General features: G+C 58.9%; 9 protein-coding genes. 3 read left to right on the forward strand and 6 right to left on the reverse strand.

The window, feature by feature from the left end; translation table 11 throughout:
• Positions 1 to 118: 118 nt before the first annotated feature.
• Positions 119 to 736, forward strand: coding sequence for a hypothetical protein (locus KJQ96_RS30930; RefSeq protein WP_213290144.1), 618 nt, complete (start codon positions 119 to 121; stop codon positions 734 to 736).
• A 426-nt stretch (positions 737 to 1,162) separates the two neighbouring features.
• Here the strand turns inward: KJQ96_RS30930 and KJQ96_RS30935 are convergent, their stop codons facing one another.
• On the reverse strand, positions 1,163 to 1,546 hold the full coding sequence (locus tag KJQ96_RS30935; RefSeq protein ID WP_213290145.1) for a RidA family protein: 384 nt from the start codon (positions 1,544 to 1,546) through the stop codon (positions 1,163 to 1,165).
• 234 nt (positions 1,547 to 1,780) lie between these two features.
• Between KJQ96_RS30935 and KJQ96_RS30940 the strand changes: the two genes are divergently transcribed.
• Positions 1,781 to 2,062, forward strand: a complete 282-nt coding sequence (locus KJQ96_RS30940; RefSeq protein ID WP_213290146.1) for a hypothetical protein — start codon at positions 1,781 to 1,783, stop codon at positions 2,060 to 2,062.
• Between the two features lie 357 nt (positions 2,063 to 2,419).
• Here the strand turns inward: KJQ96_RS30940 and KJQ96_RS30945 are convergent, their stop codons facing one another.
• The 4 genes from KJQ96_RS30945 to KJQ96_RS30960 form a co-directional block, all read right to left on the reverse strand.
• Positions 2,420 to 3,193 (reverse strand): FkbM family methyltransferase, encoded by a 774-nt coding sequence (locus tag KJQ96_RS30945; RefSeq protein WP_213290147.1) that lies wholly within the window; start codon positions 3,191 to 3,193, stop codon positions 2,420 to 2,422.
• Between the two features lie 657 nt (positions 3,194 to 3,850).
• On the reverse strand, positions 3,851 to 4,591 hold the full coding sequence (locus KJQ96_RS30950) for a tachylectin-related carbohydrate-binding protein (RefSeq protein WP_213290148.1): 741 nt from the start codon (positions 4,589 to 4,591) through the stop codon (positions 3,851 to 3,853).
• A gap of 538 nt (positions 4,592 to 5,129) precedes the next feature.
• Positions 5,130 to 8,465: an adenylate/guanylate cyclase domain-containing protein gene (locus KJQ96_RS30955; RefSeq protein ID WP_213290149.1), complete on the reverse strand. Its 3,336-nt coding sequence runs from the start codon at positions 8,463 to 8,465 to the stop codon at positions 5,130 to 5,132.
• 635 nt (positions 8,466 to 9,100) lie between these two features.
• Positions 9,101 to 10,438 (reverse strand): ABC transporter substrate-binding protein, encoded by a 1,338-nt coding sequence (locus tag KJQ96_RS30960; RefSeq protein WP_213290150.1) that lies wholly within the window; start codon positions 10,436 to 10,438, stop codon positions 9,101 to 9,103.
• Between the two features lie 462 nt (positions 10,439 to 10,900).
• Here KJQ96_RS30960 and KJQ96_RS30965 point away from each other — a divergent pair, with 462 nt between their 5' ends.
• Positions 10,901 to 11,902, forward strand: coding sequence for a PAS domain S-box protein (locus tag KJQ96_RS30965; protein WP_213290151.1), 1,002 nt, complete (start codon positions 10,901 to 10,903; stop codon positions 11,900 to 11,902).
• 189 nt (positions 11,903 to 12,091) lie between these two features.
• Here the strand turns inward: KJQ96_RS30965 and KJQ96_RS30970 are convergent, their stop codons facing one another.
• Positions 12,092 to 12,328 carry a DUF1127 domain-containing protein gene (locus KJQ96_RS30970; RefSeq protein WP_213290152.1) on the reverse strand — a complete coding sequence of 79 codons (237 nt, stop codon included), beginning with the start codon at positions 12,326 to 12,328 and terminating at the stop codon, positions 12,092 to 12,094.
• Positions 12,329 to 12,725: the final 397 nt, after the last annotated feature.

Here is a 12,725-nt window from a genome sequence, read left to right on the forward strand (position 1 = left end):
AATGCTGCAAAACGTCAGAAAGTTCTTGCCAGGGCGCCGTCCACACGTGACCCATAGCGGAAGTCATAAGAAGGAATAGATAGATTGCGACTGTGGCTCCTTCTGAAAGAGAACGAGTATGCGCTCGATGGTTTCCATTCTTTCCCGACTTGTCGTCGCCGGAATGCTGGCATTCAGTTCGGCTTCGGTGGTGCTCGGGCAAGACCACGCAGAGGCGCTGAAACGGGAGTGGGTCACCGCGTCCAAAGGGCGAACCGAGTTTGAGGTTTCGGACGCTGCTTTAATACCAAGCACTCTTGCACTTGCGGCCGAACAATCAGGTTGTCGTTACAAAGACGACATCAAAGACGCGCCCGTTCGTTTCATCCGCCCAGAAGGTCGCCGTCTTGCTATCGTGTTCTGCTCCGGAATTGCAGTTGGCTCTCATCAGGTATTCGACGTACGTAACGTGCTGAAGCCAACGCTGGTAGAACTTCCGTTTCTCGCGCAACCGGATGGCTTTGGCACGACAGCTAGGCCGGGCTGGATTACCTGGGAAAAGGAAGCCAACATCTTTCAAGCCGAAACTGGTTCGGACATCTCGTTTGCGAGGCTTCGCCACATCTATCGAGTAGACCGCGGCACCGGCAGCTTCGTGATTGTTCGCATTGAATTCACGCCGCACATCGGTACCAAGGACGAATGGACCACGATTTGGGACGCGCCCAACTGGTCTTTCCCGGCGAAGCCAAACTAAAGCGGCAAGTTCGGAAACATTCGGGCGGGGTCCGCTTCTGGCACTTGAAGCGATTTTCAGGTCGTCGATACGCTATTTGGAAACCGAGTATCTTGCACCAAAAATTCTTGCTCTGTTCCAGATCAAACACGTCTAGCTCAGGGACGAGCCGCGCAAAGCCGCCAGTTGGTAATCTATCTGCTGGTATTCCCATGGCTTTCCTCCCGCATTCGATTCAGTGCGCTTGGGCACAACGCTGCTCTCTCGCGGGAAAAACAGATATCATCGACGGGACGCTTTGACGACCGCTTATGGCACTTCTGAGACTGGCCGACCCGCTCCGAAGATCTCTGCCATTCGGTGAAGAGCGGAAGTGGCCAGCGTTCGGCCAAAACGTTGCGATTGGACCCAGAGCGGAAATCGGCGCCCGGCGGGCACGCGCCGTTGCTAGTCAACGTAAGCCTGGCACTCGATCTCGACCTTCAATCGCGAATCGACCAATCCCTTCACCTCGACAAGCGTCGAGGCCGGCAGATTTTCGCCGAAATACGCTATGCGGCGGGGGTTGATTTTCGGTCGTTCCGTGATGTCGGTCATGAAAACTTGCACCTTGACGATATGCTCGGGCCCAGCGCCAGCCGCCTTCAGGCACTTGTCCATCACGGCGATGGCGATGTCGAATTGGGCAACAACGTCGGACGGTATGCTGCCGTCCTGCGCCTGGCCAACGACGCCAGCGACCCAGACGTGGGGGCCTGCGCGGGTCACGTGGCAATAGTGGCTGACAGGCTTTGGGATGTCAGGAACAATGATGCGCTGGATTTTTGGCATGCCTAGCTCGCGAATTGGGATCGACGCCCAGAGGCTAGCTGCAGTTTGCCCTGTCGGCCAGCACATCCTCTGCCGCGGAAGCTTATCGCGTGTTCACCTTTATGCGGCCGCAACGTATTACGCTGTACAGCTTCTGCACAATTTGACCGAGTGTGTGTCCTGCGCCAATGGAACTATCGTCATGAGGGGACGTTTTTCCCGGGGACCGTGAACGGTCTGGTTAGGGAGACGGCAATGCGTATTGAAGTAGCTGTGCTCAGTGTAGCCTTGATTGCAGGGGCTGCCGGCGCGCAGTCGACGTCACCGCCGAACTTGAAGCCGGAGACGAACTGCACGACTTCGTCGGTTACGACGGGAAGCGCCGGCGAAAAGAAAGCGGACTCGATGGCGGTGGAGAAGAGCGCAGTGCTCCCGGACACAGGGGGAGAGGCCAATTCAGCCGCCCCCACGGTGCAGAGCGCCGGAAAGCCGATGGAAGTCCGCCCGGATTGCCCGCCCGACTCAAAGCGCAAGTAAAAAAGGACTTGCTGGCTAGTCCAATCGAGGACGACGCACGGCGGTGGTCGTCTCGCGATGCCCAACCTAAGCGTTGTCCAGATGTCACGTAACGCGCCGCGTGGTCGCCTTTCGGCGGCGACGACTGGGTGTCCGTGGCACCTTTCGAACATGACGGACTCGGCTGACCATGTCCGTTCTTGGAGGGCAAACCGGACTTCTTGGTTGCGCGCCTGGACTTCTGGGTTTGACCCAAGGCAGACCTCTGAATGTCAAAATCCGCTCTGTCCCTCCGTGCAACATCTGCGGCGGGGATTATCTCGAACGGATCGGTATGGCCGACGCGACATCGGTGAGGCGCTGTCGATGCGGAATATGTTACGACTCCTTGGCGGCATGGATGTCGTACCACGATCCGCGAATGAGATTTGGTAGACCGCAACGCCTAGCCAAGCCGACCAGACGATCACGAGCCATCACGCGCATGTAGCGCGCCACGAATCCGGGTGGTGAGAGCCAGTGCCCCGGCAGTTCGAGCCCGAAAAGTCCGGACGCATCGGGGGCGATCCCACAGTCCGCGTACAGACCTTCACGGGCGGGAAACGGCTGCTCTTGTTTCTGCACGGCCTTTTGATCGACGAGCTGAAACCGCCGATATCCCAGACGTATAAGGAGCGACAGCTCGGAGCGTAGCGCCGATATGGTCTTGCGATCACTCTCGAACGAGACGAAGTCGGGCCGATCCGATTCCGATAGCAGGCTTTCGAGGCACAGCATGTCGGCACCTTCGATATCGATCTTGAGATAGCGCGGAACACCGTAGCACTGCAGGAGAGAATTGAACGTCACCGAGGGGACAACGATCTTGGCGAAGTTCTCCTTGTCGCGCTCTACAAACTCTCCGCGTATCGTGCCCCAAATGCTGTGCGCGGAATTGACGAAGAACTCGACCTCTCCGGGAACCTCGGCGATAGCCTTTTCAACGAGCACGAACTGGCCACTGGCCATCTCTCGAGAAAACGTCTCGCGCAATTCACGGCATAACGCGGGGTTCGCCTCCACGGCGACGACATGAAAGCCCTTCCGCAAAAAGAAGCGCGAGTCCTCGCCGCGATGGCATCCAACGTCGAAAATCAGGTCCTGTGTTGCCATTCTGCACAGCTAAAGGCTCAGAACCTATTTCGCCATAGGGGTGGCAGAGGATCTGATTGCCTCTATCCCGCAGCTTGTTGCAGGTGCAGGCTGGGGGCTACACTACTCTTGCACGTCGCGCGAGTTGCGTCCACACATGGAACTTTTGAGACATGCCGACCGGTCGTGACGATGTCCGCTTCCGGGGGATACTGTTGCAAAATCGAAAGTTGCATCGGTCCGAATTTTTGGTGAAACCTTAAAACGCGAGGCGATCGACGATTCGGATAATCTCAATCGCGTTACCGAAGTCGCCTATGAGTTTAGCGTGAGGCGATGAGGTCCCTCTGATCTCTACACGAAAATCGCGCTTGCGGCCCTCAGAATTTTTGACGCCTTCGGCAAAACGACTTTTGCAACACAATGGGGGGAAAACTGGAAGTCATGGGCAGATCGGCAAAATGACGCGATTGACCCCAAGCTGACGCTGAAGTGGGAAGAAGTCAGAACGGCATGGTTGCCTTGGTGCCGGCAGCGTTCCCTTGGATCGTCTCGCCGAAGCGTCCATCATAGAAAAGCTTGACCGAGGTACCGTGAAGATCCAGCACATCGACGCTGCTTACACATCAGCCACAACATCGTCGATGCCGGTGCCGATCAATTTCCGCACCTTTGAGGTTAGGCGGCCACAGCATAGATGCGGTTCTCATCGGCGACGTTCCTACCGGCGAAGAGACGCTTGAAATCCTGCCACCCGCCGGACCCGACGACCACTGGGCTCGAGACATTACCGGGAGTTCCGTTGTCCCTATAGGACAGCAGTTCGCCGTTCTGGTTCACAGCGTAGATGCGGTCCTCACCGGCGACGTTCCTACCGGAGAAGAGAAACTTAAAATCCTGCCACCCGCCGAACCCGACGACCATCAATGGGTTCCCGGCATCGAGATTACCGGGAGTTCCGTCGTCCCCCCAGGACAGCAGGTCGCCGTTGTGGTTCACAGCGTAGATGCGGTTCTCACCGGCGACGTTCCTGCCGGAGAAGATAAACTTGAAAGACCACTGACCAATTTGGGGCGCGAGAACCACTGGGCTCTTGTGTTTGACGTTACCGGGAGTTCCGTTGTCCCCATAGGACAGCAGGTCGTCGTCTGGTCTCCTCACAGCGTAGATGCGGTTCTCACAGATCGCCTGATCGCAAACGTCCAGAGCTGGCCTAACCGGCGCGTTGCCCGTCATCCGGCCGCCCAGGCCGGTCGGCTCGAACCGGCGAACATTCCTACCGGAGAAGAGAAACTTAAAATCCTGCCACCCACCGAACCCGACGACCATTGGGCTCCCGACGTTGACATTACCGGGAGTTCCGTCGTCCGCATAGGACAGCAGGTCGCCGGTCCCGAACGAAGCATTTGTCCTGGCCATGAGCTCCTCCTCTTTTGACATAGCGCGTGTTGAATACAATCAGACAATTGGACTTGCTGCGGCAGAGGTCGGTCCGCGACGCTTGACCAATTTGAGAACACAACGCGCTGCTTTCAAACGGCTGCAAGTCTAATTCGAAGGAATACCGCGGCTGCGGCGCTGCCGTATGTGAGCCGGTTCACGGCGGCCAAACGTTTTTCTTGCCGGGATGTCGCTTGTTGGCACGAAACAGACTCGCCCGCGCATTTCGCCGATGTCCGTAGTTGATGGCAGAGCGGACCAAGCGCGTCCGGCGCCGGAGGTCAGTTGATGACCCGGAGCAGAAGTCGGAGATCAAGATAGTCCGAATCTCTGACACCGGTACCAGCCTTGAATCCGGAGTCAGGAGCTCGAACCTCTTCGGGCGCGCCACTACGCCGTTCAAGCCATTGGGAGGGGTCACATCCGTGAATTGGGTAGGTTCAGCATACGTGTCCTGATGAAAGGTTTTGACCTTGCGGACACTGCACCAATAAACGCCGATCCGTGGATTGCCTTACTAGTCCAACTCAGCAAGTAGCGCGGCGGCTTCTTCGAGATGGCGCGTATCGAAGCCTTCAGTGAAGGAGCCGTAGACCGGCGCAAGGAGATCGCGAGCCTCGATGCGCTTGCCGTGGTCGCGCCAGAGGCGAGCGAGACTTGTGGCGACGCGCAGCTCCCAAAACCTGGCCTCCTGGTCTCGAGCCACGGCCAGGGCGTGGCGGAGCGAGGCTTCGGCTTCCGCAGAATCACAGGGCGAGCTCGCAAGGAGCGCCTCGGCCCTGAGGCGATGCAGCTCCGCTTCAAACCACCGCTCCTGCGTTCTGTCGACAATTCCCAGCGCCTCGGTCAGCAGGTCACGCGCTTCGGTTGGGTCTCCAGCTTGAGTGCAAATGTCTGCCAGCAGGCCCAAAAGAAAGGGTACCTGGTTGATGACGCCCAGATCTTCCTTGGCCGCTATGGCACTGCGCATCTGCGCAGTGCCTGCTGTGACCTCGCCAGCGGCGGCGAGCGCCCAGCCATACCAAAACGCAGCACAAACTTCCCAGAGCGGAAAACCGTGCTCCGCGGTAAGTTTCATCGCCGCCTCGGCCCGCTCTCTCACAGTCGTCGTATCGTGGAGATGCTGATAGAGCCAGCAGTTCAGATGGAAGACATGACTCAAAGTGTAGGCATCACCCAGCTCCAGCGCCGCGGCAAATGCCGCGCGGCTGCGCGCTATAGCTTGGTCTATTTCGCCCCGCCACAGCAGGATCAAAGGGATAAAATTCAGCGAGGCGACCCGGATGTCAGACACCGACAGGAACACCGGGGATCGGCGATCAGCCCGATCACAAAACGCGAGCGCCCGCTCGAAGTGCGCAAGTGCGAGCTGCTGGTTGCCACGGTGGAGCGCGCTGACCGCTAAGAACCGATGGCCGACGGCACAAGCAGCGGGGTCTCGCCGCTGTTCTGCGAGGCGCAGCAGCTCCTCGGCAACGTCGTAGGCGACATGGACACCGGATCGATGCAGATGATGCACGCACAAACCAGACAGAACGGCGGGCAACTCGGGATGATCGGCCCCCTGCCGGCACAGCTCACGGGCACGTTCATAGGCCCTTCCGACCTCCAGCGCTGCGAAGCTCTTGGTGGCGGCGATCGCCGCCCCCAACGCCACCTGCACGTCAAGCTCGAGATGGTCACGCTCGTCTCCGGCGGGCAGGTCGGCTAATAGTTCCAGACTTTGCGCCAACTGGGCCACGGCCTCGATCATGGCCGAGCGCGCCATCGCGTGACGGCCGGCCCGGTGCCGATAGGCGACCCCTTTCTCAATAAGACCTGCTCGTGTGCAGTGGTGGGCAAGAAGCTCGGGGTGTGTTTCGCCTATACCGGGAAACTGCTCCTCCAGCACCCGCACGATGCTGGCGTGAAGTTGCTGGCGCCGGGCGCGCAGCAAGGTGCTGTAGGCGGCATCCTGTACAAGCGCGTGCTTGAAAGTGTACTCCGCGTTAGGCGGCGTCCCGCGCCGGAAAATCAACTCGGCGCGCACGAGCCGCGCCAAGGCATCGTCCAGTTCCTGCCGTGGCATCCGCGACACCGCGCTGATCAACTCATGGGAGAATTGCCGGCCGAGCGCCGCTCCGATCTGAGCCACTTCTCGCACCGGCGCCAATCGATCGAGCCGGGCCAGAAGGGAGGCTTGGAGCGTCGTTGGGATCGCCAGATGGTCGCCGGCATCGGTCATCCGCCCGCTCTCAACGACGGACTTGGTCAGCTCCTCGATGAATAATGGCACACCGTCCGTGCGATCAATGATCTGATCCGCAATCTTCTTGGGCAATGTCTTGCCCCCGGTTACGTGCGCGATCATCTCGGCGCGGTGCCGGGGTGGCAAGCGGCTGAGACTGAGCAAAGTCACGTGCGGACGGCCGACCCAGGGCGGCGTGAACTCCGGTCGAAAAGTGAGAATCACCAGGACCCGAAGCGTCGCGGCGCGGTCGATGAGCAGATCCAGCGACTCCAGCGTGGTGGGGTCGCTCCAGTGGATGTCTTCCCACAGCATCAGCAGCGGCTGCCGCGCCGCGAGTCCTTCGACCTGCGCAAGTTGCACATGAAGCGTTTTCTCTTTGCGCTTCTGCGGCGTGAAATTGAGCGGCGGGTAGCGATCGCCGGTCGGTATCGACAGCAAGTCCGCCAATAGAGGGACGGCTTCGCTCAGCTCCTTGTTTGCCAGAGCCAGCACCGCAACCAGCTTATCCAAGCGGGTCTCCGCCGTATCCTCGCGTCTAAATCCGGCCGCCTGCTCGAGCTGGGTGATGCTGGGATAAAGCGCACTGTGCTGATGATGTGGCGAGCAGAAATAACGCAACCGCGTGTGCGGCTCCTGGCCCAACTGCTCCAGCAGAGTTTGTGCGATGCGCGACTTGCCGATGCCCGGCTCACCGACTATCAGGACGACGGACCCGTCGCCGGCCTTTGCCCGCTCCCAGCGCCGCGTCAACAACGCGATCTCTTCCTCCCGACCAATCAACGGCGTGCTGGCGACCCGTAGGGCCTCGAACCGGCTGCCGACCAGGCTCGCGCCCAAGACCCGCCAAACCTGCACCGGATAGTCAATTCCCGCGACCGGCAAAGTGCCGAGATCGCGATACTCAAACAGGCCGCCAAGCATGCGGCGCGTGTTGTCCGCGATGACGACTGTGTTCGGTTCGGCCAGTCCCTGGAGCCGTGCCGCAAGGTTAGGGGTCTCGCCAATGACCGATTGTTCCTGGGCGGCGCCCTCACCGAGCAGATCACCGACGACGACGAGGCCGGTGGCGATACCGACACGCACCTGCAACAAGGCCGACTGGCCTACATCAAGCTTGGCCACAGCCTCGATCAAGGCGAGGCCCGCGCGCACCGCTTGTTCGGCGTCCTCCTCATGCGCCTGCGGGTAACCGAAATAGGCCAGCACGCCATCACCGAGATACTTGGCAACAAAGCCGCCGGACCCGGTGATGACCTCGGCGCAACGACGGTGATAGGTGCCAATGATGTCGCGCAGCTCCTCTGGATCGAGCCGCGCCGACAATGCGGTGGAACCGACGAGGTCGGCGAACATGACCGTGAGCTGGCGGCGTTCGGCTTCGGGAGCCTTGCCGCGGGGGCGGTCGGGTTCGACCGCATGTTGGGTCGTGTCGTGAAAAGTCTCGGCTCGCAAGGCGGCGATCGCATCGAGGAGAATACGGCGATGGCCAACCGCCGTCACGCCGAGGTCTTTGAGGTCCTCCGCGGTCAGCTTGGGCAGGATTGCCTCATCGATCGCGTTTTCCCGGAATGCCTGCTCGTAGCGTTCCAGGCCGAGGCCGCGCAGCCAGGCAGAGATATCCATGGCGTTCACACGCACACTTGGCCGCACTCATCCACTGGCGAGGGCCGCCGCCACGCTGGCTGTGCGCTGTCGGTCGAGCCGTTCGGGGTCAAACCCGTCGCACCAGAATGAGGTAACCAGTTTACTCCTTCCCTTGGGGCGAAGCATGTTTTTTTGGCTTCTGACGCGTTTAATCCCGGAACCACCCCGAAGCGAGCCCCGGAGGACTCCCCAGAAAACGGCGCTCAGCCTCACGATCCGGCCGCACTTCTCGTGCTCGCCGAGGAGGTGATCGAGAAGGCTACTTCCGTTGTTGGCCCGTAGGTGAAGTGGCGGCACGTTGCATCGAGGTCCGCTCATGGACGTGTAGCGGACTAGGTTTGCTCACGGTCGGTTCTTCGCATTTTGACCCAGATGCGACATCAGTTCGCAATTTTTGTGTGATGGACAACGCCGCTCTTTTCAAAGCGGATGTGGTAGGGTGTTGTCCTCGACTCGAGGGCTAGCCGAAACGCGACGCGAATTCACGGTTGCGGCGTGGCCGCGATCGCCAGCCGTACTCATTCTTGACGCCGCGAAGGCGGCCCACGGAAAAGGCCGGCATCTTGATGTTGTCAGCCACCTTAGGTGGGCCGAATCGGCGTCCCCTCCCGTCCTCAGCTCCGCATGAAGCCTTCGCACTCGCTTTCGGCCCAGGCGAGCGTGCTCTCCATTTTTTCGCCCTGCGAGTAGCGAAGCGCCATCTTGGTTAGCGTCGCCTGTGTGTAAATTTGCTGCGCGACCTTCGGTGGTGCCGGCGACGCAGCAATCGACAGCTTTTGATGGTTATAGGGATTAGGGTAGTGATAGAGCGTGCCTTTCGGCGGCCCCTCTTCCTCCCAAACCTTCAGCGTCGTCATCTTTTCGTATGCCGGCAGGTCATAACCGCCGCTGGCGACAACCAGCTTCTCGATCGATGACGGCTGCGACAGATGGACGAGCAGGCTCCTTGCTGCCTCCTTGTTCTTGGAGAAATTCCAGCTGGTCCAGAAGAAGGGCAGGTAGGGCGCGAAGCGGCCCTTCGAGCCGGCCGGGAAGCCGTGGGTCCAGCATTGCGCGGCAACTTCCGGCGCGTCTCGCTTGGCAACCGCCCAAGCGCTTGGCGGGTTCAGGATTAGCGCGCCCCTGCCGGAAACTAGCCATTTGTTGTTGGATGCGTCATCCCACGCCCCTGCATCCGGCGGCAGATAGGCGATCAGCTTCTTGTAGAACTCGAGCGCCTGCCGAACCGTGTCGGTCTTGACCGTGAGATTGCCCTTGGCATCGACCAGCTCGGCGCCGAAGGACTGGAAGATTGCGCCGGCAGTGTCGACGTTGTCGCTGGTTTCGCCGAGACCGATTCCGAAGGGATGGCCGGCCTTTTGACATGCTTCCGCAGCTTTCAGGAACGTATCCATGGTCCAGTTGTCCGCCTTCGGCGGGCTGCCGGCAGGATACATTTCCTGCACGTCAATATTGGCGAACTTCTTCATCAGATCGATGCGGGAGCAGGGCCCCTTGATCTGGCTGCCGACGCAGGTTGGAACGCCCAGCCATTTGCCGCCGGCCTGGCCGAGATATTTGACGGTGTCGTTCACCTCACCGTTCTGCTTGAGGATCGGCCCCATGATATCGTTGACGGGTTCAAGCAGTTCAGCATTGGCGTGCGGCCACCAGGTCGCCATCGCAAGAATGTCATGGCCCGATTTGGCTTGCGCTTCGGCGGCGACGGTCAGGATGAGCTTGTTGCCTTGACTCGTGATGTAATCGATCTGAACGTTGACCTTTTCCTTTTCAGCCCACTCATTGACGAGAGCGGTCGAGGTCTTGTTGGCGCCGGGCACCCAGTGGTCCCAGAAACCAATCGACAGCTTGCCGGCGGCGTGAGCACCGCGCACGTAGGGCGCGGTGATGAGTGCTGCGGATGTCGCGGCGGCAGCACCTACGAATTGTCGTCGTGAAAGTTTTCGTGACATTTGTCCCTCCCGATCCATTTGCTGGCTTGGTTTTGATTGTTGACCCTCATCAGCACTGCGCCGAAACAGCGCAAGCCTGTCGAGATCTGCCTCAGGCGATCAGAACAAAATTGATCGCTTCTAGAACTATCGGCAGCCGGGTATCATTACGGAATTCAACGCTCAAACTTCTACTAGCGCAAGGGATGTGATCCGACAGCTACACTGTCCCGACGCCACATCACTCTTCATCTGATCGTTTTCAGAGCTGAGAAGCGAATGTCTGCAAACCGAATGCTTCCGCTCGTGGCCCAAAGCGTCAGTCTGCTCGGTGCAATGCCATGTCCGGAGTTGGGGGTAAAGCCGACCAGCCGGTCGAACGCCCGGACTTCTCAGTTTGACCCGTAAGAGACATCAAATTCCATCCCACAAACCATTGCAAGTGCTATAAAATAGTCATCAAGTGGACCGTCGGGGGGCCCGATGACGCAGAACAACGACGTGGGAATTGCGCGCGCGCCTGAGCAAATCGAGGCGGCGCTTCGCGAAAGCGAGCAACGATTGCGTTGGCTGGCTTCCATTATTGAATCTAGCGACGACGCGATAGTCAGCAAGAATCTCGACGGCGTTATTACAAGCTGGAATGGCGGTGCTGAGCGCATCTTCGGCTACTCTGCCAGCGAGGCCATTGGTCAGCCCATTACAATTGTGATCCCTCAGGATCGGCAAGGCGAAGAACGTGAGATTCTAACGCGCATCCGACGAGGCGAGCGCGTGGACCATTTTGAGACCGTTCGGCAACGAAAGAACGGTGTTTTGATCGCCGTGTCGCTGACCATTTCTCCTGTCAAAGATGCGAGCGGAAGAATTGTCGGCGCATCAAAGATTGCAAGAGATATTACTGAGCAGAAGAAAAATCAGGAGCTGATCGTGACTCTGGCACGCGAGGCCGAGCACCGCAGCAAGAACTTACTCGCGAACGCAATAGCAACGGTCAATCTTTCTCAGTCGAGCTCGCCAGAAGGTCTCAAAGAGATAATCGCTGGACGCGTCCAGGCACTTGCAAATGTTTGCTCACTTTTCGCGGCAACGCGTTGGATCGGTGCCGAGATATCGGAGATTGCGACACAGGAACTCGCTCCTTATTTCGAAAGGAAGCGAACGTTGATAGATGGTCCACAAACCCTGTTAGCGCCAGACTTAGCTCAGGCAGTTGCGGTAACGTTGCATGAGCTAGCGACCAACGCCGCGAAATACGGTGCTTTGTCCAAGTCCGACGGCCAAGTCCGCTTGGAATGGTCACACGCAGTTGATGGTCGATTGCAGCTACGCTGGACGGAGACGGGCGGTCCAGCCGCGCACAAACCTACGCGAAAGGGACTTGGTAGCCGTATCATCGAACAAATGATCGTCCAGCAAAAGGGGGAAGTTCGCTTTGACTGGCGCAAAGACGGGCTTGTTTGCGAAATCAAAGTTCCGGTGTGAGCATGTCCGCAGTTGGCCCGTAGCTGCCCAAGCACTCGGTCAGTGTCCACGTCGGCTGCCGGAATGAAACCAGACTAGCATTTGGCACCAAAGGCACTTCCGAGTCTGACCCATATCGGAAGTCAGCATTTGCGCTACGACGCTTCTGGTAGTGACCATTCCGACCGTCCATCGCTGCCAGATCGACATTCATTCGCCGGATAGGACGCCTCGCGGATCGCAACCATGATGCGAAGCGAGGTAGTCGATTTCGCTGCGGGTAATACCGATATCCATTAGCTCCCTGTCACTTAGGTCGCACAAGTTGGCCAATCTCTGGCGTTTGCGCCACTCCTGAAATGCATTCCAATATGTTTCGAGAGGACTGTACACCTGCCGCCTTGCGGTTACCGGCCGCAGCTCAGTGGTCTCGCGGATCGTGCTCATTAGGATGTGTCCTGTCTGGACTGTTCACTAGGCAGAAGTTGCCGCAAGATGCGCGGGCGCGCTTAACTGGTGGCTTACATTTCTCTTACCGGCGGCTTACTCTTCATGCGCTAGTACAGAGGCAACCCCGGGAAGGAATGGCAGCTTGCGCTAACTACAGGCGCTAGTAGCGGAAAGGTTGCAGTTCACTCTAAGCTCCGAAAATTCGAACTAAGCCGGGTTGCCGTGCCGCTTTGGATGACCGTTGCCAACTGCACCACGTTTCAAGACATCTCAGGTAGACGTAAGGGCTAAAGCCTCTTTCAGTTTAGGCCAAACGTCGCCTATTGGCCCAAGGCTGCCGAATTTGGTGCTACAGCAAGTGGTCAGCTATTTGGGTCACAGCGGCCGTGGCGCT

The organism is Bradyrhizobium sp. sGM-13, from assembly GCF_018398875.1.
Taxonomy (GTDB): Bacteria; Pseudomonadota; Alphaproteobacteria; order Rhizobiales; family Xanthobacteraceae; genus Bradyrhizobium.